This window comes from Massilia sp. BGA-UO-ETr-WB1 (assembly GCF_059567845.1).
Window position 1 is genome coordinate 429,353 of record NZ_JCAQOT010000013.1, and the last position, 23,018, is coordinate 452,370.

Sequence of the window (23,018 nt, forward strand, 5' to 3'; positions counted from 1 at the left end):
GGTGAACAAGATGAACCGGACAGAGAACAAATATGTAGGCATGTGGGTAACGGCTGACGGCTACATCCGTCACGAATTGCTGCCCAACGGCCGCTACGACGAGGCCAGGGGCGGCAAGCAAAGCGCCTACCAGGGCGACTACCTGGTTACCGGCGACCACATCGACTACGAGGACGACACCGGCTTCGTCGCCGATGGCGATTTCCGCGACGGCGTGCTGTATCACGCTGGCATGGTGCTCTACCGCGAACGCCACTAACCCCGGCTACATCGCATAGCTAGCAGGGCGCTCCGCTTGCATCAGCATCAGAGCGCTCTTCATCTCGACTGCTTCCTGCAAGGGCGTGCGGCCGAAGAAGCGCTTGAACTCGCGGCTGAACTGAGAGCTGCTTTCATATCCCACCATATTCGACGCGGTCGCCGCGCTCACCCCGTCCTGCACCATCAGCAGGCGTGCCTTGTGCAGCCGGGTGCTCTTCAAATACTGGATCGGCGTGGTATGTGTCACCGCCTTGAAATTGGCGTGGAACGCCGCCACGCTCATGCCGGCTTCGCTGGCCAGCGTGCTCACGTCGATGTCGCTGCCATACTGCTCATGGATTTTGCGCAGTGCCTTGCCGATCTTGCCGAACTGGCTTTGCTGGGTCAGCGAGGCCAGCACCGCCCCGCCCTGCGGACCGGTCAACACGCGGTACAGCAGTTCCTTCACGATCGCAGGCCCCAGGATGGCGGCATCATCGGGCACGGTCAGCGCGGTCAACAGCCGCAGCAGCGCATCGCTCATGTCGTCGCTCATCGGCGTTGAATGGATGCCGGCCGGCGCCATCATCTTATCCTTGCGCGACTTGCTCAGTGCCAGCACCAGTTCGGCCGCCACCTGCAAGTCGATGCGCAGCGCGACAGCCAGCATCGGCTCCATCTCGCTGGCCTCGGTTTCCGACTCGAACGGCAAGGGCACCGACAGCACGAGGTAATGGTTGGCGTCGTAGACGTACGATTCGTCGGCCAGGTAGCCCCGCTTGCGTCCCTGGCAGACGATCACAATGGATGGCTCGTACATCACCGGGATGCGCGGCAAGGAGCGATTCGCGCGCATGAACCTGACACCTTCCAGCGCCGACAGGGTATACCCCTCGAACGGTGCCAGCCTGTTTAGCAAGGCGACCAAGCGATGTTGATGTTCGTTGTTCATAGGCTCCGGATGTCGATGTAGAGGATCAGGCAACGCGGCAATATTATCCGATATTTCGCCTCTTCCGCTCGACAAGGATACTGGCTTCACAGCGGTTCAGCTTACTCAAGAAGCGCGAAATGCCGGCTGTGCTTTGGCCTTGAACGCATTCATGCTGCCAGCAGCCAGCCGGGCTTGATGCCGCCACCATCCATCGCCTTTTTAGATGGAAAACATCTAATTATATAGGCTATTCGGATAGATCGGCCGTCGATAAGATTCACTCATGCACTTAAACAACGGAGCACAAAACATGAAATCAGCCGAACAACTGCCCACCGGCGCCCTATCCGCCCACGTGCCCCGATCAACAACTTGCACGTGAAACTGCGCGACGGCGAGCGCTGGACCTATGTGCCGCCAGAGGGACACGATGTGAACTGGGTGGCAGTCGCTACCGGGGCCTTGCACACCGGTGGCAGCACAACTGCGCGCCGCAAATTTGATGTAAGCACCGCCATTTCTTTCATTCACTTTAAACCATCCATTCAAAGGAACTCGTCATGAAAACCAATACCGTAGGCATCATCGGCGCCGGCGCCATCGGCCAGGCATTTGCCAAACAGCTGGTTAAGGCAGGCATCAACGTCATCCTCAGCAACAGCCGTGGACCGGAAACGCTGGCACCGGTGGTGGCCAGCCTGGGCGGAAAGGCACAAGCTGGTACCGTACAACAGGCGGCAGAAGCAGACATCGTATTTGTGAGCACCAACTGGTCCCGCACCGAGACTGCGCTCAGGAACATCAACTGGGGCCGGCGCATCCTGATCGACGCCACCAATCCGGTACTGCTGCCCGGTTACAAGCTGGCCGAACTGGGAAACAAGAACTCCAGCCAGGTTGTCGCTGAGTGGGCACCGGGCGCCCGGGTGGTCAAAGCATTCAACACGCTGTTGGCCGGCGTACTGGCCCAGGATCCGGCACAAGCCGGCGGGCGCCGCGTGGTGTTCATGTCCGGAGACGATGGCGAAGCGAAAGCCGAGGTGGCACAATTGATAGACCAGCTCGGCTTCGCCAGCATCGACCTGGGCGGGCTGGAAGTCGGCGGCTACCTGCAACAATTTCCAGGCGGTCCGCTACCCGCCGTCAATCTCGTCAAGCTGGGATAAATGAGGTGACAATGAACTCCACTCCGCGTACTTCCGCAGAGGCGTTCGAAGAGTACATCCCCGGAGAACTGCTCAAGGAACATCGTGCGCAGTCTTCCGGGGATGTGTTCGTTCAAATCCTGTCGCGCCGCCAGGTGCAGGACAACATCATTATCCCGGCGGTGCCGGAGCCGCTGATCGTCTGGATACTGTCCGGCGTCGCCGTGGTGCAGGAACGCGCGCCGGGCGGCGAGTGGCTGGCTAACCGCGTCGCCGCCGGTGACTTTTTCCTCACCACCGCCACCACGCCCACCGAAATGCGCTGGCACGCCGAGCCCGGTGCCCCCTTCGTCGTCATGCACGTGTACGTGGGCGTATCGATGATGCCGAATGTCGCCTTGCGCGAGGTATCCGGGGAGCGCGACGACACCCTGTCGGCGCTGCTGGAACACATCCGCGTCGAGTTGCTGGAGCAGCGCCCGCCCAGTGCGCCGTTCATCCAGGGCATCGCGCAAGCGATGGCGGTGCACCTGGCGCGCAGCTACCGCAGCGATGCGGCCCGGCCGCGCGGCGGACTGCAGGCATTCAAGCTGCACCGCGTGTTCCAGGCCATGCGCGCACACCTCGCCCGGCCCTTCGACCTGGCGCAGCTCGCCGGCCTGGCGGGCCTGAGCGAATTCCATTTCAGCCGCGTGTTCAAGCAGTCCACCGGACTGTCCCCCTCCCGCTACTTCATCCGCCTGCGCATGGAAGAAGCGCGGCGCCTGCTGTCCGAGACCGGCGACTCCATCATCAATATCGGACTCGCGGTGGGGTACAGCAGCCCCAGCCATTTTTCTGCCGTGTTCCGCAAACACACCGGTGTCGCCCCTTCCGCCTATCGCTGACAGTGTGCGCAGCAAGATCGCGATAGTTCGAGCAAGCCGCCGCGCGACGGAAAAATCGCTGGGCGGCATCATGATTCCGTGCTTCAGACATCCCGTCACGAAGCGAATACTCGTAAAGGAATCATCATGGAACTCAAGGATAAAGTCGCCCTGGTCACCGGCGCGTCGAGCGGCATCGGCGCCGCCACAGCGAAAAAACTGGCCGCGCACGGGGTCAAAGTCGGCCTCGCCGCACGCCGTCCCGATCGCCTGCAGGCGCTGGTGGACGAAATCAAAGCTGCCGGCGGCGAAGCCATCGCGCTGCAAATGGATGTCACCGATCAGACTGCGGTGTCCGAGGGGGTGGCCACGCTGCACGAGACCTACGGCCGCATCGACATCGCCTTCAACAATGCGGGGCTGATGCCGATTTCCGATATCGCCAGCCTCAGGCTGGAAGAATGGCACCGCATGGTCGATGTCAACGTCAAAGGCCTGTTCAATACGGTTGCCGCCGTGCTGCCGATCATGCAGGCGCAAAAGTCGGGGCACCTGATCAATACCTCTTCCATTGCCGGCCGCAAGACCTTCCCGGGCCTGGGCGTGTACTGCGCGACCAAGCACGCGGTGGCCGCGTTCTCGGATATCCTGCGCATGGAGCTGGCGCCGAAATACAATATCCGGGTCACCTCGCTGCAGCCGGGCGCGGTGGAGAGCGAGCTGTTCGAGCACATCACCGATGAAAACTACCGCGCGCAAATGGAGCAACTGAAGGAGCAGATGAAGTTCCTGAAGGCCGAAGATATCGCCGACTCCATCGTCTACGCCTTGCAGGCGCCGGATCACGTGGACGTGGCGGAATTGTTTATCATGCCCACCGAGCAGCCGTGGTAATCGGCTGAAGCAGGCCGGGCCGGCAGGCCCGGCCTGCGTTTAATCAACCCTTGAGAACACACACTATCGTGGACTATTTCACCGCCGTGCGCGCCTTCGTCAGAGTCGTGGAAACCGGCAGCTTCGCCAAGGCTGCCGACTCGCTGGAGTTCCCGCGCAACACCGTGACCAAGCTCGTTCAGTCGCTGGAGGCGCACTTGCGCGTCAAGCTGCTGCACCGGACCACCAGGAAGGTATCGCCCACCAATGACGGCGCGCTGTACTTCGAGCGCATGGTGCACTTGCTGGAGGAATGGCACGAGGTCGAATCGGAACTGTCCAGCGGCCAGAAGAAGCCGCACGGGCGCCTGCGCGTCGACATGGGGGCAAGTATCGCGTCGCAGCTGGTGATTCCCGCGCTGCCCGAGTTTCGCCGCCGCTATCCGGACATGCAGCTGGACATCGGTGTCAGCGATCGGCCGCTTGATTTGGTCAGCGACCGCATCGACTGCGTTATTCGCGCCGGCGACATCAAGGACCCGACACTGATTGCGCGGCACCTTGGCGACCTGGAGTTCGTTCTCTGCGCGGCGCCGGACTACCTCGCCGTCCATCCGGCGCCTGCCCATCCGCGCGAACTGCAAAGCGGGCACACCCTGGTTCGCTACTTCTACGCCGGATCGACGCGGCAACTGCCATTTCTGCTTGAATCGCAGGATGACGAAATCAGCATTACGGGAAGCTACTTTATCTCGGTGAATGAGAGCAATGCGCTGTTGGCCGCCGCCCTCGCAGGCCTGGGAATCGTGGCCGGCCCGCGCTTCATGCTACAGCCGCGCATCGACAGCGGGGAACTGGTGGCGCTGCTGCCCGCATGGTCACCGCCGGTGGTGCCGCTGCATGTCGTCTACCCGGCGAACCGCCACATGAACACCCGCACCCGGGTGTTTGTCGACTGGATGATAGAACTGAGCCGGAGCCACCGGCACATCAGGCCCCCACGCCCCAGCCTGGCGGTGCGCGGGGAAGACGGCGGGGTTTAGCCGAACAGCTTGTTGGCGGTCCTGGCGACCAGCTCGCCCTGGTGGCGTGCGCCGCCCAGGTCGATTTCACTCGGCTGGCGCTGGCCCTGGCCGCCTGCAATGGTGGTGGCGCCGTAAGGGCTGCCGCCAAGCACCTCGTCGATCGACATCTGCGCCGCATAGCTGTACGGCAGGCCGACAATGGTCATGCCGAAATGCAGCAGATTGGTGATGATGGAAAACAGCGTGGCTTCCTGGCCGCCGTGCTGGGTGGCAGTCGAGGTAAAGGCGCCGCCCACTTTGCCATTGAGCGCGCCGCGCGCCCACAGGCCGCCGGCCTGGTCGAGGAAAGCCGCCATCTGCGACGGCATGCGGCCGAAGCGGGTCGGTGCGCCGATGATGATGGCGTCATAGCCGGCCAGCTCTTCAACCGTTGCCACCGGCGCGCCTTGTTGCAGCTTGAAGTGCGCGCCCTTGGCGATCTCTTCGGGAACGGTTTCCGGCACCCGCTTGACGTCCACCGTCGCGCCGGTGCTGCGCGCACCGCTTGCGACCGCCTCGGCCATCGTTTCGATATGACCATACGACGAATAATACAGAACCAGCACTTTAGACATCACACTCTCCAATAAGTAAAAAACACAACAAGCAAAAAATGCATCAAATCACGGACAGCAGGCCGCCATCCACCAGCAAGGCGATGCCCGTAACGTAGCTGGACATGTCCGAACCCAGCCACACAACCGCATCGCCGATTTCCGACGGTTTGCCCAGGCGGCGCAGCGGCGTGCGCTGGCGGAACCCCTCGGCGGCTTCCGCAATGCCGGGGCTGTTGCGCAGCAGATGGGTATCGATGGTCCCGGGCGCGACCGCATTCACACGGATGCCCTCCGGGCCCAGTGCGTCGGCCAGCGCCTTCGCCATCAGCACGACACCGCCCTTGCTGGTCGAATACGCCACCGTCATGCCGGCGCCGGCAATGCCGCCCATGCTGGCCATCAAGACAATCGAGCCATGCTTGCCGTTCGCCCGCATCTGCTTTGCAGCCGCTTGCGCACTGAACAAAGTACCGTCCAGATTGACCGCCATCAGGCGGTGATACTGTTCTTCATCGACATCGGCGCCATCGGCACGCAGCGTAATGCCGGCGTTGGCCACCATGACATCGACGCCGCCAAATTCCTCCGCGGCCTGCACCAGCGCGTCCACTTCGGCGCGCTTGCTGACGTCCGCTTTGACAAACCGCGCGGTGGCGCCCAGTGCGGCGATTTCCGCCGTGGTCGGGGCGCCGCCCTCGCGCGGCTCCTCGGTGATGTCCGAGACAATGACCGCGCGCGCGCCGTGCTGCGCCGCCGAAATCGCGATGGCACGGCCGATGCCGCTGGCGGCGCCGGTAACGATGACGACCTTGCCGTTCAATAGATTGCTCATGAAACTCTCCGTTATCAGGTGGGTCTATAGTTCGAAGCCGCCGATGGTCCGCCATCGATCACCATCTGATGGCAATCACCATCGGCGTCCCGGTCCAGCCCGGGGCAATCGCGTTGACCCGCACGCCGTGCCTGGAGGCCGCGCAGGCGCTCATGCCGCCCGGCCCGGTCACCAGCAGCACTTTTCCGTCGAAGCCTTTTCCATGCCGGCTCCTGTCACTGCGCGATGGCGCCCAGTTGCTGCATCAAGGAATAGAGGTGGGCCACGCCCCAGTGCTCCACGATCCGGCCGTCGCGCACCCGCATCGCGTCAACCGTGTCGAAGTGGATCTTGCGGCCGGTGGGGGCCACGCCGAGGAACTCGCCCCGGTGCGTGCCGTAATACGTCTTGTAGGTGGTGACGCGGTCGCCATCCGCCGCCTGCCAATGGATCACGGCATGAAAATCGGGGAACGCCTCGCGCAGCTTTTGATACAGCGCCCGCGCGCCGGCCTTGTCCGGCGTGCAGTTGGGCTGCGGCGTGTGGTCGATGAAGTCATCGGCAAACAGCTGGTCGAACAAGGCGAAATCGCCGCCGCCCTGGACCAGTTCGGTATTGCGTCGTACCACCGCCTTGGCGATGTCGCCGACGGTCGGCTCCGCCGGCCGCAGAATCGCGGCGCCCACGATCTTGCGCTCAGCCAGATCCTGGTGCGCGCGGGCGGCGTCCCGCAAGGCGTACACGGTCGGCGCCTCCCGGCCGAAGATGCCCTGCTCGATCGCCCGGAACACATCGGCGCTGGCGCGTTCCAGCGCAGCGCGCTCACCCACGTATTGGCCGGTGCTCGGCTGCACGTAGTGGATGCCGCGCGCGGCGATTGCTTCCTTGTCGATACCGGGCGCGCCCGAGGCGTTGCCGACGTGGATCAGCGCGCCGCCGTCACGCAAGGCCGCCAGCGAATGGGCGAAGGTCTGCTTGCCAATCAGCTCGTAGACGACGTCGACGCCACGGCCGCCGGTCAGCGCACGAACGTGCTGCGCCAGTTGCGGGTCATTGGCGTCCAGCACGTGCTCAATGCCGTGCGCCCGCACGGTCTCCGCCTTGCCCGCCGAGCCCACCGTGGCAATCACCGTGGCGCCCAGCGCCTTCGCCCAGCGCGCCACAATGGAGCCGACACCGCCTGCGGCGCCGTGCACCAGCACGGCTTCACCACGCCGCAGCTGGTGGGCGCCGTGCAGCATCATCCATGCCGTCAGGCCCTTGGTGAAGGTGGCAGCGGCCGTCTCGGCGGAGATATGGGCGGGCAGCTTGATCAGATGGCGCGCTTCGATCAGGCGTTCGTCCGCGTAAGCGCCGAACGAGAAGAAATAGGCGGCACGGTCGCCGGCCGCGAGCCCGGTCACGCCCGGGCCGACCTGCTCGACCACGCCGGCGCCCTCCACGCCCATGTCCAGCGGCAGCTGCGCGCGGAACGCGCCGGACCGGAACATGGTGTCGACAAAGTTTACGCCGATCGCTTCGTGGCGCAGGCGCACTTCGCCGGCTGCGGGCGCGGGCAGCGCCGGGATGTCTTCATGGACCATGGCGCTCGCCGGTCCGGGTTCATAGATACGCACTCGCTTGTTCATGGCAGCTCCTGGGATGGAATCGTTGAGAGCTTCATCGTAAGCGCTGCGCCGAAGCGGATAAACGCCCGACCGGGGGATGCAGTGTTCCTCTTAAGAGGACAATGCCCGCCTTGATTTCACGATTATTATTTTGCTATGCTAGGCGCATGAGCATATCGCCCCCCTTGATTTCGATACTGGCAGTTGACGATCACCCACTGATGTTGGAGGGCATCTGCGGCATGGCGGGTGCGCAGCCGGGCTTCCGTGTCGATGGGCGGGCCGGCAATGGGCAGGACGCCCTGGCGCTGCTGCAGGACGGATGGAAGCCGGACGTCGCGGTGCTGGACCTGTTCCTGCCCGATATGTCCGGCATCGAATTGATGCTGGAGATAGGCGCCCGCTCGCCCCGTACCCGCACACTCATCCTGTCGACGTTTGACGGGGACGCCCAGGTCATGCGCGCCATGAAAGCCGGCGCCCAGGGCTATCTGCTGAAGTCGATGATAGGCTACGACATCGCCCACGCCATACGCGCCGTGCACGATGGCCGGCGCTACCTGCCGGTGGCGGTCGCCACCAGGCTGGCGGAATACATGGGCGAATCCGAGCTGACCGAACGCGAGCTGGACGTACTCAAGCTGGTGTCCGATGGCTGCAGCAATACGCAGATCGGCACGCGGCTCGGCATCAGCATGGAGACTGCCAAGAGCCACGTGGCGAACATCCTGTCCAAGCTGCGCGTCGGTGACCGCATTCTGGCGGTGCGCGTGGCGCGCCGGCGCGGCATCCTGGTCAATTAACGCTTCTTGTAGGCCAGACTGGCCGGCACGCTTAGCCGCACGGTGGTGCCGGCGCCGGACAGCAGCTCCACATGCCCGCCAATGCGGCCGGCGCGCTCGCGCATGCCCGGCATGCCCCAATGCCCTTCCCTGCCGCCGCCGGCCACCACCTCCAGCGGCAGTCCGCAGCCATCGTCCCCCACTTGCAGCGTCAACATGCGGCGGCCAAAGTCGATCGCCAGCGTGATGGTGCCCGCGTTGGCATGCTGTACCGCATTCCAGATGGCCTCGCGCGCGATAGCGCGGCACTCCTCCGCCACCCGGGTCTCCAGCGATCGGGTATGCCCCTGCACTGACAATGCAAAACGGGTTGCGCTGCCGGCAGTCAGCTCCAGGCCAAGGATGCCCAGTTCGTCGATCAGAACATCGCCCGCCTCGACCGCCACGCGCAGCCGCGCCACGCGCTCGCGCCCCTCCGCGATCACCGATTCGGCCTGCTTCAATCCATCCGCCAGGAAGGGCACCACCGGGTGCTCGCGATCGACCCTGGCCATCGCGCCATGCACCATGAGCGACAGGCTGCCCACGCCTTGCAGCAGGGTGTCATGCAATTCGCGGGCGATGCGGACCCGTTCCATCTGCTGCGACTGCAGGCGCTCGGAGATGCGCCGGGTGAGCACTTTCATGCGCAGCCGGTATGCCAGCCACAATGCCGCCATCAGCAGCAGCACAACGGCGCCACGGAACCACCACGTCTGATAGAAGGCTGGCTGCACCTCGAAGGACAATTGCGCAGGAGCCGTGCTCCATACGCCGTCGTTGTTGGCGGCGTCGACTTCAAAGCGATAACTGCCGGGCGCCAGATTGGTGTAGGACACCGAACGCTGCCGCCGCCCGACTATCCAGTCCCGGTCGACGCCGAGCAGCCGGTAGCGGTAGCGGTTGCGCTCGGGTATTTTCAGGCTCAGCCCCGCGAAGTCGATTTCAATGCGCTGCGCGCCCGGCGCCAGCACCACCGGGGCTCCCGGCCTTACCCTCACACCGTCGATATTTACTTGCGTGATCTTCACCTGCGGCGGAAGCGCATTGAACAGCACCCTGGACGGGTCCACGGCGACGATGCGCTTTTCAAAACTGAACCAGAGCCGGCCATCGCTGCCCTCCAATGCGGTCGGCAGCGGGCGCGCATGTGCGGGCTTTCCTTCAACGCCATCGAGAAAATCCAGCGTGGTGTAGGCAACACCGTAATCCGGGCTGGCGCGCCATTTTGCCAGCTCCGCCGAGCCGATATGGATGATCCCATCGTCGCCGTTCAACCAGAGATCGCCCTGCGCGGTGGCGACGATACCCGACACCCCGTTGAAGCGGTGCGCGCCCCGGCCAACAAGGTGGCGGAAGCGCTCGCCATCGTGCTGCATCACCGAATTGATGCCGCCCAGCCAGAGCTGTCCGCCGGACGGCACGATCGCCAGGATGGTTCCCAGGTCGAGTCCCTGCGCGGCGCCATACTGGTCTACGCTGTCGCCGACGGCCTTGAGCAGGGTGTTGCGCCCATAGCTTATCCACACCGCCCCCTTGGCATCTGTGGCCATGGCGTAGGCCGTCTTCTGGCCCAGCTTGAACAATGGCGTCTTGTCGACCCAGGCGCCATCGTGATAACGGAACACGCCGTCGAAAGCAAGCGCTACCCACAGTCCGCCCTCGCGGTCTTCGGTCGCCGCCTGCGGCACCAGCTGCGCCGAGCGCACCGGCCAGGCGATGCGGCGCATCTGGCCGTTTTCGCGCAGCCACAGCGCCGCCTTGTTGCCCATCCAGACCCGTCCGGACGGCGCGCGGTAAGCCATCGTCACGTGCTGCAAACCGGCGTCCGCCGCTTCCACGCTGCTGCCGGCAAGAAAAACACCCGCAGCCCAGTCCGACAACCAGACCTGGCCGCCTTCCGCGGCGGCCATGCCCAACATGCCGCCCGCTTGCGCCGTCGGCAGCAGTTGCGGCACCACGCGGCTTTCGCGAAAGCGGTCCAGCCCGTTGGTGGTGCCGACCCAGACGCTGCCCTCCCTGTCCTCCAGGACGGCGTAGACCGCCCCGCCGGTGAGCCCGTCTTTTTCGGAAAATAACTGAACAGGGTGATGCCCTGGCCCCGTTCCTTCGGCAAGTGCCTTGGCCGGCAGGCGCACCAGGAGAGCGTCGGTGGTCGCCGACCACAGATTGCCCTGCCGGTCGAAGCTAATCCGGCCTTCGTGGATGGCTTCCGCAACGCCCTTGGGCATCTCGCGCGGCGAGCCGGTCTGCGGATCAAAGCGCGACAGGCCGATGCCGTTGGACACGGCCCATACCGAGCCGTCCGGCCCCTCCGCAAAAAAGGTCAGACTTGAACGATCGCTTACTTTGATAAATTTCTTGGCATCGCGCGCGCGCCAGTACAGGCCGTCGCGCAGGCCCGCCCACACGCCGCCCAGGCGGTCCACCAGCACCCCTGACGTGCTCCCCTTGGGCAGACTATCGTCCGCCGCTTGCCATTTCTGATGGCGGAACACATTCAAGCTATCGCCGGTGCTCCACACCGTGCCGTCCTGCTCCTGGGCGAACCACCGGGTCGAGCCGCTGCCGGGAAACCAGTTGTTGCCCTTCAAATCGCGCTGATAGTGGGTGATCCTGCCGTCCTTCAGATAGCTTGCGCCGCCGAACCGGTAACCGATCCACAATCCTCCGTCAGGCGTGGCCATCAGTGCGCTGATGTCGTTGGACGCGGTGGCGACCTGATACGCTGCCTCTAGTGATTCAAAGCCGACGCCATCGAAGCGATACAAGCCTGCAGCCGTCCCAAGCCACAGGTAGCCGTCGCTTGTTTGCGCCAGCATGCGCACATCTGACGGGGTCCCGTCATGCACGCGCCAGGCTTTGTGGTGCAGCTGCGCCAACACCAGTTCCGCGCTGCGCGCGCACAGGCAAACCAATAGCAATGCCAGCAACACCAGGCAAATGCCCGGACGACCACGACCACGCATAGTTCTCCTTTGTAAAAAGGCCAGCGTCGCGCTGGCACTTCTTGCGTTATAGCAATTTCGAGCCAGTCAGTCCATCAGGTAACGCCAGCGGCTCATATGCCTGGACATGTCGACCGTCTCCCCGTCGGCGATGAAGACCCCGTCGCCTGCGTGGTGAATCAAGCGGCGCTCCGACTTGTCCTGGTTGACCCATATCCTGGTCACCTCGAGCACAAAAAAGTTGTACCGGGCAGCCAGCGTACGATCCACCACCCGGCATTCGAGGTTGGCAAGGCATTCCGCCACCAGGGGCGCATCCACCGTGGCGCCACGGCGCGCTGTCAGGCCGAAGGCGTGAAACTTGTCGACATCGCTCCCCGAACAGTTGCCGATCTTCGTCACCAGCTCCGCCATCTCCACGGTCGGGAGACTGAGCACGCACTCGCCGGAATCGGCCAGGGCAGCGTAGCTGTAGTCCCAAGGGCCGATCACGCAGCCCACCAGCGGCGGCTCGTGCTGCAGCATCATATGAAAGCCCATGGTCATCACGTTGGGTCCCCGGTCCGAATTGGTCGTGAGCATGACGACCGGTCCCGATTCGAGCAGCCGATACGCCTTCTCAGGCGCGAGTTCGCTGAACATTGCTGTCCTCCTAGCCGATCGCCACGCTCATGCCGCCATCCGCCATGACCACCGAACCGACGATGAAGCTGGCGCGTTCGGAGGCGAGAAACAGCACGATCTCCGCAATTTCTTCGGGCGTTGCGGCGCGCTTGATCGGCGCGGCCTTGCCATGCTCGGCCAGGAATTCGCGGCCGTCGTCACGGAAGTGATTGAGCAGGTTGGTCACCACGTTGCCGACGCCGATGGCGTTCACGCGAATGCCGTGATCGATTGCCTCCAGGGCCTGGGTGCGCGTCAGTTGCGCCAGCGCGCCCTTGGACGCGGTGTAGGCCGCAATGCCCGGGAACGCGAAGTAGGACGCATAGGAAGCGATGTTCACGATGGCGCCCGAGCGCGCCGGCATCATCGCTTTCTGCGCTTCGCGCGAATGCAGGAACGCACCGGTGACATTGGTCTCCATCTGCCAGTTCCAGTCCTCGCGGGTCATATCGACCAGGTCCTTGTAGATGATGCGCCCGGCACTGTTGACCAGGATATCCAGCTTGCCGAAGTGCTGCAGCGCCAGTTGAACCGCGCGCTCCGCGACACCATCGACAGTGACATCGGCGACAAACGGCACGATGCCGGGTCGCTCCAGTGTATTGACCTGTGGATCAATGTCTTCGGCGATGACGAGCGCACCTCGCGCGTGCAGCAGCTCTACGGTGGCGCGGCCGATGCCGCTGGCGGCACCAGTAACAATCGCGACTTTGCCTTCGACTTCGTTGACGGGAGAAATGTTCATTTTGATTTCCTTTCATGGGCTAAATGGGCTGTGAAGCTGGGTCCATGATGCAATAGCCGCGTGATACCGTCCGTCGCGTGATTGCTGTCTCTGGCGCGATATTGCTATGACTGCAGCGCCAGTCTCCAGTGCCGCAGCGCGTCGGCAGGTCAGCCTACCGATACGCGCGATAAGCGGCGGCACTCAGCGGGCGCGCAGAGTTATGTTCCTTGAAAATCTTCCAGCCATCCGGGCCGCAACGCCACAACACGGAAGTGCGCGAGATCAGGTGAGACACCGTGCCGTTATTTGCCGTGACCTCGAACGCGAACTCCATGACCGAGTGGCTGTAAGATGGGCCGGCTGCGACGACGTTAGGGCCTTCGGTGATTTTATGATGAACGCTTTTGAAGTTGGGGACCAATCCATACCAGATCGTGCCGTAGTCTTCGGCCGTGTGGCGGACTTTCAGCGCCGGGTCGAAATCGTCGAACAGGTTCAGATCTTGGCGGGTGAAGTCATAATATTTCCCCAGGTCTTGCTTGAAGTTAAAGGCGGGATCGCCAGCATCGCGCTCCCAGCCGATCATCAGCCAGTCGCGGTGCAACGCCGCGACGCCGTCTTTACCGCTGGTTGGGCAGTTGGTGGAGAGCTCCTCGGAGAACGATGGAGCACTGAGGAAGGCGGCAGCCAGGGCCAGGGCAACTTTGAACATTTTTTACCTCGCTAGGATAGGGTTAAAAATATGCCGATGAATTCCGATCAGTCATGAACAGAACTATAGGAAAACCTGATTCTGTTGCGTGATGGAATACTGGATACTTCTTGCCTAATCCTCTAGAGGTGCAAACTGGGGGAGGAAAACGGAGGGGAAAATGAAAAAAGGGCTGCATGCTCGCGCATACAACCCTTTTTCTTCCTACTGGCGCTGACCGGAACCGCACTACAGAGGGGGATTTCTGCCATTTTTTGAAAAGTACCGCCAAAAGTACCGCCAAAATAAAAAGTGCTAGGCACATGCGATTTTTGCACTAAATTTACCCTGTCGCGATGGTGCATGATGGTCCGCCAAGCTGCATCCCTACGCCCTTCAAACACCTGGCGCCGACCATCAAGGAGCGCTTGCCCGGCGTGGTGCGCGGCCTGCTTGATGGCCGCAGCAATGCGCACGTCCAGGCCATGAACGGCTTACCTCATCGAACCAAGACCGCCGCCCGAGGCTTCCGTACCGTCATCAATTTCATGCACACGCTGTAAAGCGTCGGCGTCAGCCTCGAATTGGTGGGAACCAAGCTGAAAGACCGCAACTTCGCAGTCGTGACCGACAGCGGCCGCACCGAGCGGCTCGACAAGGCGGTACTGGTGGCTCGGCGGGGAACGGTTCTAGACTACATTTCCAACTCAGTCGTAGTGGCCGGTTTCCGGATTGAACTTGGCATCCGGGTCGGGCACGGTCAGGCCCAGGTATTCGATCTGCGGAGCCCGCAAACCCGCATGGATCCAAGTTGGGCAGGGGCGCGGCAAGGACGGAAGTCACCTGCCCCACAGATCCCTACGAGCGGCACTACCGCACAGGGGCCGACCTTGGGTAAGTCGCGCGATATGGTGGATCGGGATATGGAGGAGTATTCCGGTACGGCGGGACGTAGCGATTCACCAGGCGCTCGGGCCTGAGCGCGTACGCCCTCACTCATCGCAAGTCATGTCGAATGAACATGGCATTTTCGTAAAAAAGCAATTTCAATCTCAGGGTCGAGATTTCATACTGAGTTGCAGCCCCGACAAGCGCCGTATTTTCATTCGAGCGTTCACCCAAGGAGACATCATCATGATTGGCATCACACTTGGCGGCATCCCCGCGCCCATACCGGGCGACAGCAGCATCGTCCCTCACCCCACCCCGCAAGGCCATGCAAACGGGGGATGGCAATGAAGCCCGCCGCCACGCAAGCGGCTACATCCATCGACATCGGCCATGTACTCGATGAAGGTCCGTTCACGAGCACTCAAAAGTTCGTGGTACTGCTGGTGTCGCTTGCCATCGTTCTGGACGGCTTCGACGGTCAACTGATCGGCTACGCGATCCCCGATCTGATCAAGGAATGGGGCATCACCCGCAGCGCGTTCGCGCCGACGGTCGCGGCCGGATTGATCGGCATGGGCATTGGCAGCGCCTGCGCCGGCCTGTTCGCCGACCGGTTCGGCCGGCGCATGACCGTCGTCGCCAGCGTATTTCTCTTTGGCGCCGCCACCTGCGCCATCGGCTTCGCGCCGAACGTGATCACCATTGCCGCGCTGCGCTTCCTGGCGGGCCTGGGCATCGGCGGCGCACTGCCGACCTCGACCACAATGACGGCAGAGTTCACGCCGGCGCGTCGCCGCACCTTGGCGGTCACGGCGACGATTGTCTGCGTCCCCCTTGGCGGCATGCTGGCCGGCCTGTTCGCCAGCGCCGTATTGCCGCTCTACGGATGGCGCGGCCTCTTCTTCATCGGCGGCGCGATCCCGATGTTTGCGGGCGTGCTGCTGCTGCTGAAGTTGCCCGAGTCGCCGCGCTTTCTCGCCCGCCACGACGCGCGCTGGCCGGAACTCAGGCGACTGCTGGCGCGGATGGATCGTCCGACCACGGCACACACGGCCTTCACCGACCTGACGGAGCAGGCCGTCGAACAGCGCGCGGGCTTCGGCGCCCTATTCGAAAACGGCCAGGCGCGCGACACGCTGGCGCTCTGGGCGGCGTTCTTCATGTCCCTGCTGACGGTCTACAGCGCCTTCAGTTGGCTGCCGACCATGCTCTCCGCCGAGGGTTTGCCAACCCACATCGCCGGCTCCGGCCTGACCGCCTGGAACCTCGGCGGCATCATTGGCGGACTGGCTTGCGCCACGCTCATCACGCGCGCCGGTTCGCGCTGGCCGATGGCCGCCGCCAGCGCCGGCGCCGTCGCCACGGCGTTCCTGCTCAAAAGCATCGACGTCGGTCAGAATACGAATCTACTGATTTTCGGGCTGGGCGTGCTCGGCATGTTCGTCAATGCCGTCCAGTGCACGCTTTACGCCTTATGCGCCTATATCTATCCGACCGGCATTCGAGCCACTGGCACCGCCGGAGGACTGTCCTTCGGCCGCCTGGGCGCCATCCTGAGCGCCTTCGCCGGTGCGATCGTCATCAATGCGGGCGGCGCGTCGGCCTACCTGTCCCTGTTGGGTTCGGCCATGTTCTTCGCCTGTATCGCGCTGCTGGCCGTCCGGCGCCACATCCCAAGGCAGGCCAAGGCCGGGCCGCCGGCCGAGCCAGTCGCTGCCGCCGTGAACGAGTAAGCAGCGCTCCCGCATGCGGCCAGCCTTGCAGGCACCGGTCGCACCGCAGCGCCACGCTGCGGCACATCCCTCAGCTTCCCTTTAAACCAATATTGAAAAATACACAGATGTCGATGTCTAACCCTGAACTGCTGCTTGCGCTGGCCGAGTGCCGCCGCAACGCGCACACGATCGCCCCCGCCGAGTGGGCCATGCGGGTGGAACTGGCCGCTTGCTACCGCCTGGTGGCGCATTTCTGCATGACGGACTGGGTCTACAACCACATCTCGGCAGCCATTCCGGGTTCGCCCGGGCACTATCTCATCAACCCTTTCGGCCTCTTGTATGAAGAGGTGTCGGCATCGAACCTGGTCAAGGTCGACGTCCACGGCAACCTGGTCGACGTCCAGCCCTTTGAAGTCAACCCGGCCGCTTTCATCATCCATGGCGCCATCCATGAAGCGCGCCCCGACGCCATGTGCGTGCTGCACACGCACACCGCCGCCGGCGTAGCCGTGTCGACGCAGGGGCAGGGCTTGCTGCCCATCTCGCAGCACGCCCTGCGCTTCCATGACCGCGTGGCCTACCATGACTTCGAGGGTATCGCGCTCGACCTTGACGAGCAGCGCCGCCTAGTGCGCGACATCGGCGCCAGAAATGTCTTAATCCTGCGAAACCACGGCTTGCTGACGATGGGCACGAGCGTCGCCAACGCGTTCAAGGAAATGTTCTTTCTCGAGCGCGCGTGCTAGATTCAAGTCGCCGCACTGGCCGGCGGCCAGACCTTAACGCTGCCGCCGCTGTCGGTGCGCGAGCACACGGCGCGCCAATTCGACGGCGACGCCTCCTTCCTGCAGGGGCGCGACTGGCGCGCCCTGCTGCGCCTACTCGACCGCACCGATCCGTCCTACCGGGATTAGGCGGCAGGAGGGACGCGAGCGCGCCGCGCAAGCGCTTATCGCCCTCCCTTGCCGGCCGTAAGCAAACGCAATTCCTCGAGCAGTTTCACAGCCGGATTTGGCAAGATGCCCATGCGCCGGCGGAATGCCGTCAAGGGGCGCACGCCATCGGCGCCGGGAATGGCCAGCGTGTCCATTAGCCCCGCCTTGCTTTCCGATTCGTACATCGGTTCGGCCATCCAACTGAGGAAACCCGAGCGGGTGACCAGGCTCTTCAAGACGATGACGGAGCGCGTCTCAACCATGATGTCGGGCAGGCCCAGGCCGTTCGCGGCGAACACGCTTTCCATGTGCGCATAGGGCGCCGTGCCCCGAGGTGCGGTCGCCCATCTTTGCCCCATCACATCGGCCAGTTGCAGCCCGGCCTTGCCCCGCAGCGGGTGGTCCGGCGCAGCGACGATATGGCTGTGGTCTTCCCAGCGGCAATCCTTGATCGCCACGATCTCGTCCGTGTCCGGTAGCGCCACCGCCAGCGCCAGATCCACCTCGTGCTTGACCAGCGCATCGGCAAGGCGGTCCCATACCCCCTCGACCACCTTCACGCGCAAGTTCGGCCACTTCACCAGCACGCTGTCGATGGCCTGGGGCAGCGTGAGGCAGGCGATGCTGCCCACCGCACCCACCCGTATCGTGCCCTTGCCCAGGCCGCGCATGGCGTTGATCTCCTCGATCGCATGCTGCGACTCGTGCAACAGCAGCGTCGCGTGCGGCAGCAGTGCGCGGCCGATGTCGGTGAGCTGCATGCCTTTGGTGTGGCGCTCGAACAGCACGGCGCCGACCTGATCTTCCAGCCGCTTGACGTTACGGCTGAGGGCCGGCTGGGTCACATTCAAGGCGGCCGCGGCGCGGCCCAAGCTGCCGGTTTCGGCGACGGTGGCAAAAGCGTGGAGTTGTTTCAGATCGTATGTCATACCCAAATGTAATGACTTTCCCTCTAAAAAGCAATTTCCCGCCAAGGCCCAGGCTTCCATACTGTCCCCATCAACAACACGGCGCGCAGCGCGATTGCCCAGGAGGCCCGACATGACCGGCAGCACCCCACTCTCAACACGAGCAGGTACAACGCAGGCTGGCGCGACGACAGTGCGCGACGCCGTTTTCGATCTGCTGCGCCGCTTCGGCATGACCTCGGTCTTCGCCAACCCCGGATCGACGGAACTGCCGATGTTCCGCGACTTTCCCGCCGACTTCCGCTACGTGCTGGGCTTGCAGGAGGCGGTCGTCGTCGGCATGGCCGACGGCTATGCCCAGGCCAGCCGCAACGCCGCGTTCGTCAACCTGCATTCGGCCGCCGGCGTCGGCAATGCGATGGGCAACATTTTCACCGCCCACAAAAACAGGACGCCACTAGTGATCACCGCCGGACAGCAGGCGCGCTCGATTCTGCCGTTCGATCCCTTTCTGTCTTCGGCGCAGGCGACCGAACTGCCCAAGCCCTACGTCAAGTGGAGCATTGAACCGGCGCGCGCCGCCGACGTGCCGCTGGCCATCGCCCGCGCCTACTACATCGCCATGATGCCACCGCGGGGCCCGGTCTTCGTGTCGGTACCGGTCGACGACTGGGACCAGCCCGCCTCCTGCGTCGCCGAGCGGCTGGTCAGCAAGCGTCTGCGCCCTGATCCCTTGCTGCTCGATCGGATCGGCGCCGCGCTCGACGCCAGCCGTCGTCCGGCATTCGTGGTCGGCGCCGCCGTCGACCGCGATGAAGCGTGGGACGCGGTGATCCGGCTGGCCGAACGGCACAATGCCCGTGTCTGGGCCGCGCCGTTGTCGGGCCGCTGCAGCTTTCCCGAAGACCATCGCCTGTTTGCCGGCTTCCTGCCTGCCATCCGCGAAAAGCTCGTCGCCCTGCTCGACGGGCACGACGTCATCGTCGCCATCGGCGCGCCGGCGTTCACCTACCACATCGAGGGCACCGGCCCCCACGTGCCGGCCGGCACCACCTTGTGCCAGCTGATCGACGAACCCGATTCCGCCGCCTGGTCCCCGGCCTGCATCACTGCCCTGGGCAGCTGCCGGCTGACGCTGCAAGACTTGCTGGCGCGACCGGCGCCCACCGCACGGCCAATGCCGGCACCGCGCGCCGCACGACCGCCGGTGCCGCCGACGCCGCGCCTGTCGGCCGCGTGCGTCATGCAAATGCTGGCGCAGGTGCGCGACGCAGCGGACATCGTCGTCGAGGAGGCACCCAGTGCGCGCAAGGCGATGCAGGACTATCTGCCGATCACGCGCAGCGCTGGCTTCTACACGATGGATAGCGGCGGCCTCGGCTATGGCATGCCGGCCGCGGTCGGCATCGCGCTGGCCCAGCCAGGCAGGCGCGTCATCGGCATCATCGGCGACGGTTCCAGCATGTACTCGATCCAGGCACTGTGGAGCGCGTCCCAACTGAAGCTGCCGATCGCCTACCTGATATTGAACAACCGCCGCTACGCCGCGCTGCAAGAATTCGCGCCGGTGTTCGGCTTTGCCGCCGGCGAGACGGTGCAGGGCACGGACTTGCCGCAGCTGGACTTCGTCGCGCTCGCCCTGGGCATGGGTTGCGAGGCGATACGCGTTAGCGACGCGGGCAGCTTGAAAGACGCGCTGCAGCAGGCGCTGCGCGGCACCGGCCCGACCCTGGTCGAGATCGAGATCGAGTGAGCCGCCCCGCCCTCTTAGCTTCCATATCCCCTTCACCCTGCGGAGACTTGCCATGACAACCATAGCCGTGCCGGTAGCGCCGGCCGCAGCGGGGCCTGCGCCATGCTGCTGAATGCCGACGATGTCCGGCGCGCGGCGCGCCGCCGCCTGCCCCGCTTCGTCTTCGACTACATCGACGGCGCGGCCGAAGACGGCCAATGCGCGTGGCACAACGGCGCCGATCTCGACGCGCTGATGCTGACGCCGCAGGTGCTGCGCGACACCACCGTCGTCGACACGTCGGTCGACGTGTTCGGCGCACGCTGGCGCGTGCCGTTCGGCATCGCCCCGACCGGTTTGAACGGCCTCATCAGGCCGCGCGGCGACGCCATGCTGGCGGAGGCGGCACAGCGGATAGGCGCCGCGTTCACACTGTCGACCGCCTCCAATATGCGGCTGGAGGCAGTGCGCGCCGCCGCGCCCGATGGCGTGCAATGGATGCAGCTCTACGTGATGCAGCGCGACATGGCCGAGCGTATCGTCCGGCGCGCGCAAACGGCCGGCTACCAGGCGCTGGTGCTGACCGTCGACGTGCCCGTCAGCGGCAAGCGCGAGCTCGACCTGCGCAACGGCTTCCGCATGCCGTTCAAACCGACCGCCGGGCTGGCCTGGGATCTGCTGACGCACCCGCGCTGGACGCTGCGGGCGGCCAGCGCGGGCGCGCCAGACTTCGCCAACCTCACGGCCGACGGCGCCGATGCTGGATCGGCCGGCATGCAGGCCGCGCTACTGGCGCGCGCGATGGATCGCAGCCTAGTCTGGGACACGCTGGGCTGGCTGCGCGCCAACTGGAGCGGTCCGCTGTTGCTGAAGGGACTGCTGCACGCGGACGACGCACGCCGTGCGCTCGACCACGGCATCGATGGCTTGATCGTATCGAATCACGGCGGCCGCCAGCTCGACGCCGCGCCATCTGCGATCTCGGCATTGCCAGGCGTGGCCGCGGCGGTGGCCGGACGGATACCGGTGTTCATGGACAGCGGCATCCGCCGAGGCAGCCACATAGCCAAGGCCATCGCGCTCGGCGCCACGGCGGTGTTCCTGGGCCGGCCCGTGCTGTTCGGACTGGCTTCGGACGGCCGCGCCGGCGTCGACGCGGTGCTGGACACATTCCTCGACGAACTGGTTCGCACCATGACGCTGCTGGGCGCCGCCCGGATCCCGGATCTGCACGGTCTGGCCAGAGATCGACGCTGATGCAGCATAAATTCTTCAACACGCATGACATAGGGAGCAATACAGATGAATGCTGCACTTGATAACATCGGCAGCCACGCCACCCCGGCGTGGGACGGAAAAATTTACTCGGACGGCTGGCAGGAGCCGGGCGGCGGCGTCGCGCCAGTGCTGGAACCGGCCACCGGCCAAGTGCTGGGTCTAAGCGGCATCGCCTCGGCGCAGGACGTGGACCGCGCCGTGCACAGCGCCGCACTGGCCCAGGAAGCCTGGGCGGATACCCCCTTCGACCGGCGCGCCCACATCATGCGCGAGGCGGCCCGCCTGCTGCGCCAGCGCTCAGCCGAATTCAACAACTGGAATACCCGCGAGTGCGGCTCTATCCCGGCCAAGGCCGAATTCGAACTGGACGCCAGTTGCGAACAGCTGCTGATGGCGGCGGCCCTGCCGATGCAGCCGGACGGCCTGCTGTTCCCCTCGTCCATGCCGGGCCGGCGCAATATGTGGCGCCAACTGCCCATCGGCGTGGTGGGCGTGATCGCGCCGTGGAACTTTCCGCTGCTGCTGGCGCTGCGCTCGGTGGCGCCCGCACTGGCGCTGGGCAACGCCGTGGTGCTCAAGCCGGACCAGCAAAGCGCCGTCTGCGGCGGCTTGCTGCTGGCGCAGCTGTTCGAGGATGCCGGCCTGCCTCCCGGCGTGCTGCATGTGCTGCCGGGCGGGCCGGAAACGGGCGACGCGCTGGTGCGCCATCCGGACAGCGGCATGATCTCCTTCACCGGATCGACCGCCGTCGGCCGCGCCATCGGCCAGGCCTGCGGCCAACTGCTGAAGAAGGTGGCGCTGGAATTGGGAGGCAACAACGCCATCATCGTGCTCGACGACGCCGACGTCGACGCCGCCAGCTCCAGCGGCGCCTGGGGCGCCTTCCTGCACCAGGGGCAGATTTGCATGCAGGCCGGGCGCCACCTGGTGCACCGCTCGGTGGCGGCACAATACGCGGAAAAGCTGGCCGCGCGCGCCGCCAGGCTGGTGGTCGGCGATCCGCACACCGCCCAAGTGCACTTGGGACCGCTGATCAACCGCAGGCAATGCGAGCGCATCGACGGCATCGTGCAGGCCAGCGTGCAAGCCGGCGCGGAATTGCTCAGCGGCGGCACCCACCAAGGCCTGTTCTACCGTCCCACCGTGCTGGCCGGCGTCACGCCGGACATGCCGGCCTTCAGCGAGGAACTATTCGGACCGGTTGCGCCGATCACCGTGTTTGACGACGACGACGAGGCGGTGGCCCTGGCCAACAGCTCGGACTACGGACTGGCCGCCGCCATCCACAGCCGTTCCATCGGTCGCGCCACCGCGATGGCGCAGCGCCTGCGCAGCGGCATGGTCCACATCAACGACCAGACCGTCAACAATGAATTCCAGGTGCCTTTCGGCGGCATGGGCGCCTCCGGCAACGGCGGCCGCTTCGGCGGGCTGGCCAATGTGCACGAGTTCACGCAAAGCCAGTGGGTCAGCGTACTGGAACAAGCGACCACCTACCCGTTCTGACCCGCTAACGCTCCAACTGGATTACCTGAAGCAGAATAAAACGACTGGTGACTTGTGGCTCTCAAACGGCATAGGGGGCAGTGAGTTTACCCGTTTCAGTCGA

The 23,018-nt window shown here is 64.5% G+C and carries 19 protein-coding genes and 2 pseudogenes; 12 read left to right on the forward strand and 9 right to left on the reverse strand.

Annotated elements, in window-relative coordinates; translation table 11 throughout:
* Positions 1-10 precede the first annotated feature (10 nt).
* Positions 11-259 carry an Atu4866 domain-containing protein gene (locus AC56DV_RS03255; protein ID WP_496312865.1) on the forward strand — a complete coding sequence of 83 codons (249 nt, stop codon included), beginning with the start codon at positions 11-13 and terminating at the stop codon, positions 257-259.
* Positions 260-265: 6 nt separating this feature from the next.
* Here the strand turns inward: AC56DV_RS03255 and AC56DV_RS03260 are convergent, their stop codons facing one another.
* Positions 266-1,192, reverse strand: a complete 927-nt coding sequence (locus AC56DV_RS03260) for an AraC family transcriptional regulator (protein ID WP_496312866.1) — start codon at positions 1,190-1,192, stop codon at positions 266-268.
* 542 nt (positions 1,193-1,734) lie between these two features.
* Between AC56DV_RS03260 and AC56DV_RS03265 the strand changes: the two genes are divergently transcribed.
* The 4 genes from AC56DV_RS03265 (at position 1,735) to AC56DV_RS03280 (ending at position 5,101) form a co-directional block, all read left to right on the forward strand.
* A complete protein-coding gene (locus tag AC56DV_RS03265) occupies positions 1,735-2,340 on the forward strand; it encodes an NADPH-dependent F420 reductase (RefSeq protein ID WP_496312867.1) in 606 nt (201 codons plus the stop codon).
* 11 nt (positions 2,341-2,351) lie between these two features.
* On the forward strand, positions 2,352-3,206 hold the full coding sequence (locus AC56DV_RS03270) for a helix-turn-helix domain-containing protein (protein WP_496312868.1): 855 nt from the start codon (positions 2,352-2,354) through the stop codon (positions 3,204-3,206).
* A 126-nt stretch (positions 3,207-3,332) separates the two neighbouring features.
* On the forward strand, positions 3,333-4,079 hold the full coding sequence (locus tag AC56DV_RS03275; RefSeq protein ID WP_496312869.1) for an SDR family oxidoreductase: 747 nt from the start codon (positions 3,333-3,335) through the stop codon (positions 4,077-4,079).
* A gap of 68 nt (positions 4,080-4,147) precedes the next feature.
* Positions 4,148-5,101, forward strand: a complete 954-nt coding sequence (locus AC56DV_RS03280; RefSeq protein ID WP_496312870.1) for a LysR family transcriptional regulator — start codon at positions 4,148-4,150, stop codon at positions 5,099-5,101.
* Here AC56DV_RS03280 and wrbA read toward each other — a convergent pair.
* The 3 genes from wrbA to AC56DV_RS03295 all read right to left on the reverse strand — a co-directional run bounded on the left by wrbA (position 5,098) and on the right by AC56DV_RS03295 (position 8,118).
* Positions 5,098-5,697 (reverse strand): NAD(P)H:quinone oxidoreductase, encoded by a 600-nt coding sequence (gene wrbA / locus AC56DV_RS03285; protein WP_496312871.1) that lies wholly within the window; start codon positions 5,695-5,697, stop codon positions 5,098-5,100. The genes AC56DV_RS03280 and wrbA overlap by 4 nt on opposite strands.
* 43 nt (positions 5,698-5,740) lie before the next feature.
* Positions 5,741-6,511 (reverse strand): SDR family oxidoreductase, encoded by a 771-nt coding sequence (locus AC56DV_RS03290; RefSeq protein ID WP_496312872.1) that lies wholly within the window; start codon positions 6,509-6,511, stop codon positions 5,741-5,743.
* Between the two features lie 215 nt (positions 6,512-6,726).
* A complete protein-coding gene (locus AC56DV_RS03295) occupies positions 6,727-8,118 on the reverse strand; it encodes an ester cyclase (RefSeq protein WP_496312873.1) in 1,392 nt (463 codons plus the stop codon).
* 146 nt (positions 8,119-8,264) lie between these two features.
* On the opposite strand from AC56DV_RS03295, the gene AC56DV_RS03300 reads away from it, so the two are divergent.
* Positions 8,265-8,900, forward strand: a complete 636-nt coding sequence (locus AC56DV_RS03300; protein WP_496312874.1) for a response regulator — start codon at positions 8,265-8,267, stop codon at positions 8,898-8,900.
* Here the strand turns inward: AC56DV_RS03300 and AC56DV_RS03305 are convergent.
* The 4 genes from AC56DV_RS03305 to AC56DV_RS03320 form a co-directional block, all read right to left on the reverse strand.
* Positions 8,897-11,887, reverse strand: coding sequence for a sensor histidine kinase (locus tag AC56DV_RS03305; RefSeq protein WP_496312875.1), 2,991 nt, complete (start codon positions 11,885-11,887; stop codon positions 8,897-8,899). The genes AC56DV_RS03300 and AC56DV_RS03305 overlap by 4 nt on opposite strands.
* A gap of 66 nt (positions 11,888-11,953) precedes the next feature.
* Positions 11,954-12,508 (reverse strand): flavin reductase family protein, encoded by a 555-nt coding sequence (locus AC56DV_RS03310; protein WP_496312876.1) that lies wholly within the window; start codon positions 12,506-12,508, stop codon positions 11,954-11,956.
* A 10-nt stretch (positions 12,509-12,518) separates the two neighbouring features.
* On the reverse strand, positions 12,519-13,274 hold the full coding sequence (locus AC56DV_RS03315) for an SDR family NAD(P)-dependent oxidoreductase (RefSeq protein ID WP_496312877.1): 756 nt from the start codon (positions 13,272-13,274) through the stop codon (positions 12,519-12,521).
* 154 nt (positions 13,275-13,428) lie between these two features.
* Positions 13,429-13,968, reverse strand: a complete 540-nt coding sequence (locus AC56DV_RS03320; protein WP_496312878.1) for a hypothetical protein — start codon at positions 13,966-13,968, stop codon at positions 13,429-13,431.
* Positions 13,969-14,339: 371 nt separating this feature from the next.
* Here AC56DV_RS03320 and AC56DV_RS03325 point away from each other — a divergent pair.
* The 3 genes and pseudogenes from AC56DV_RS03325 to AC56DV_RS03335 form a co-directional block, all read left to right on the forward strand.
* Positions 14,340-14,498: pseudogene (locus AC56DV_RS03325) on the forward strand (transposase); the annotation flags it as partial.
* 678 nt (positions 14,499-15,176) lie between these two features.
* A complete protein-coding gene (locus AC56DV_RS03330) occupies positions 15,177-16,571 on the forward strand; it encodes an MFS transporter (RefSeq protein ID WP_496312879.1) in 1,395 nt (464 codons plus the stop codon).
* Between the two features lie 113 nt (positions 16,572-16,684).
* Positions 16,685-17,470 (forward strand): annotated as a pseudogene (locus AC56DV_RS03335) (class II aldolase/adducin family protein).
* A 35-nt stretch (positions 17,471-17,505) separates the two neighbouring features.
* Here the strand turns inward: AC56DV_RS03335 and AC56DV_RS03340 are convergent.
* Positions 17,506-18,420: a LysR family transcriptional regulator gene (locus AC56DV_RS03340; protein WP_496312880.1), complete on the reverse strand. Its 915-nt coding sequence runs from the start codon at positions 18,418-18,420 to the stop codon at positions 17,506-17,508.
* A gap of 112 nt (positions 18,421-18,532) precedes the next feature.
* Between AC56DV_RS03340 and mdlC the strand changes: the two genes are divergently transcribed.
* The 3 genes from mdlC to AC56DV_RS03355 all read left to right on the forward strand — a co-directional run bounded on the left by mdlC (position 18,533) and on the right by AC56DV_RS03355 (position 22,915).
* Positions 18,533-20,152, forward strand: coding sequence for a benzoylformate decarboxylase (gene mdlC / locus AC56DV_RS03345; RefSeq protein ID WP_496312881.1), 1,620 nt, complete (start codon positions 18,533-18,535; stop codon positions 20,150-20,152).
* 102 nt (positions 20,153-20,254) lie between these two features.
* Positions 20,255-21,388 (forward strand): alpha-hydroxy acid oxidase, encoded by a 1,134-nt coding sequence (locus tag AC56DV_RS03350; protein ID WP_496312882.1) that lies wholly within the window; start codon positions 20,255-20,257, stop codon positions 21,386-21,388.
* 45 nt (positions 21,389-21,433) lie between these two features.
* Positions 21,434-22,915 (forward strand): benzaldehyde dehydrogenase, encoded by a 1,482-nt coding sequence (locus AC56DV_RS03355; protein WP_496312883.1) that lies wholly within the window; start codon positions 21,434-21,436, stop codon positions 22,913-22,915.
* Positions 22,916-23,018: the final 103 nt, after the last annotated feature.

Excerpts from the sequence above, each read along its gene's own strand:
- AC56DV_RS03310 (WP_496312876.1), bottom strand. The coding sequence starts at position 12,508 with ATGTTCAGCGAACTCGCGCCTGAGAAGGCGTATCGGCTGCTCGAATCG.
- AC56DV_RS03320 (WP_496312878.1), bottom strand. The coding sequence starts at position 13,968 with ATGTTCAAAGTTGCCCTGGCCCTGGCTGCCGCCTTCCTCAGTGCTCCA.
- AC56DV_RS03290 (WP_496312872.1), bottom strand. The coding sequence starts at position 6,511 with ATGAGCAATCTATTGAACGGCAAGGTCGTCATCGTTACCGGCGCCGCC.
- AC56DV_RS03340 (WP_496312880.1), bottom strand. The coding sequence starts at position 18,420 with ATGACATACGATCTGAAACAACTCCACGCTTTTGCCACCGTCGCCGAA.
- AC56DV_RS03350 (WP_496312882.1), top strand. The coding sequence starts at position 20,255 with ATGCTGCTGAATGCCGACGATGTCCGGCGCGCGGCGCGCCGCCGCCTG.
- AC56DV_RS03330 (WP_496312879.1), top strand. The coding sequence starts at position 15,177 with ATGGCAATGAAGCCCGCCGCCACGCAAGCGGCTACATCCATCGACATC.
- AC56DV_RS03300 (WP_496312874.1), top strand. The coding sequence starts at position 8,265 with ATGAGCATATCGCCCCCCTTGATTTCGATACTGGCAGTTGACGATCAC.
- AC56DV_RS03295 (WP_496312873.1), bottom strand. The coding sequence starts at position 8,118 with ATGAACAAGCGAGTGCGTATCTATGAACCCGGACCGGCGAGCGCCATG.
- AC56DV_RS03265 (WP_496312867.1), top strand. The coding sequence starts at position 1,735 with ATGAAAACCAATACCGTAGGCATCATCGGCGCCGGCGCCATCGGCCAG.
- AC56DV_RS03355 (WP_496312883.1), top strand. The coding sequence starts at position 21,434 with ATGAATGCTGCACTTGATAACATCGGCAGCCACGCCACCCCGGCGTGG.
- AC56DV_RS03255 (WP_496312865.1), top strand. The coding sequence starts at position 11 with ATGAACCGGACAGAGAACAAATATGTAGGCATGTGGGTAACGGCTGAC.
- AC56DV_RS03275 (WP_496312869.1), top strand. The coding sequence starts at position 3,333 with ATGGAACTCAAGGATAAAGTCGCCCTGGTCACCGGCGCGTCGAGCGGC.
- AC56DV_RS03270 (WP_496312868.1), top strand. The coding sequence starts at position 2,352 with ATGAACTCCACTCCGCGTACTTCCGCAGAGGCGTTCGAAGAGTACATC.
- AC56DV_RS03260 (WP_496312866.1), bottom strand. The coding sequence starts at position 1,192 with ATGAACAACGAACATCAACATCGCTTGGTCGCCTTGCTAAACAGGCTG.
- mdlC (WP_496312881.1), top strand. The coding sequence starts at position 18,533 with ATGACCGGCAGCACCCCACTCTCAACACGAGCAGGTACAACGCAGGCT.
- wrbA (WP_496312871.1), bottom strand. The coding sequence starts at position 5,697 with ATGTCTAAAGTGCTGGTTCTGTATTATTCGTCGTATGGTCATATCGAA.
- AC56DV_RS03315 (WP_496312877.1), bottom strand. The coding sequence starts at position 13,274 with ATGAACATTTCTCCCGTCAACGAAGTCGAAGGCAAAGTCGCGATTGTT.
- AC56DV_RS03305 (WP_496312875.1), bottom strand. The coding sequence starts at position 11,887 with ATGCGTGGTCGTGGTCGTCCGGGCATTTGCCTGGTGTTGCTGGCATTG.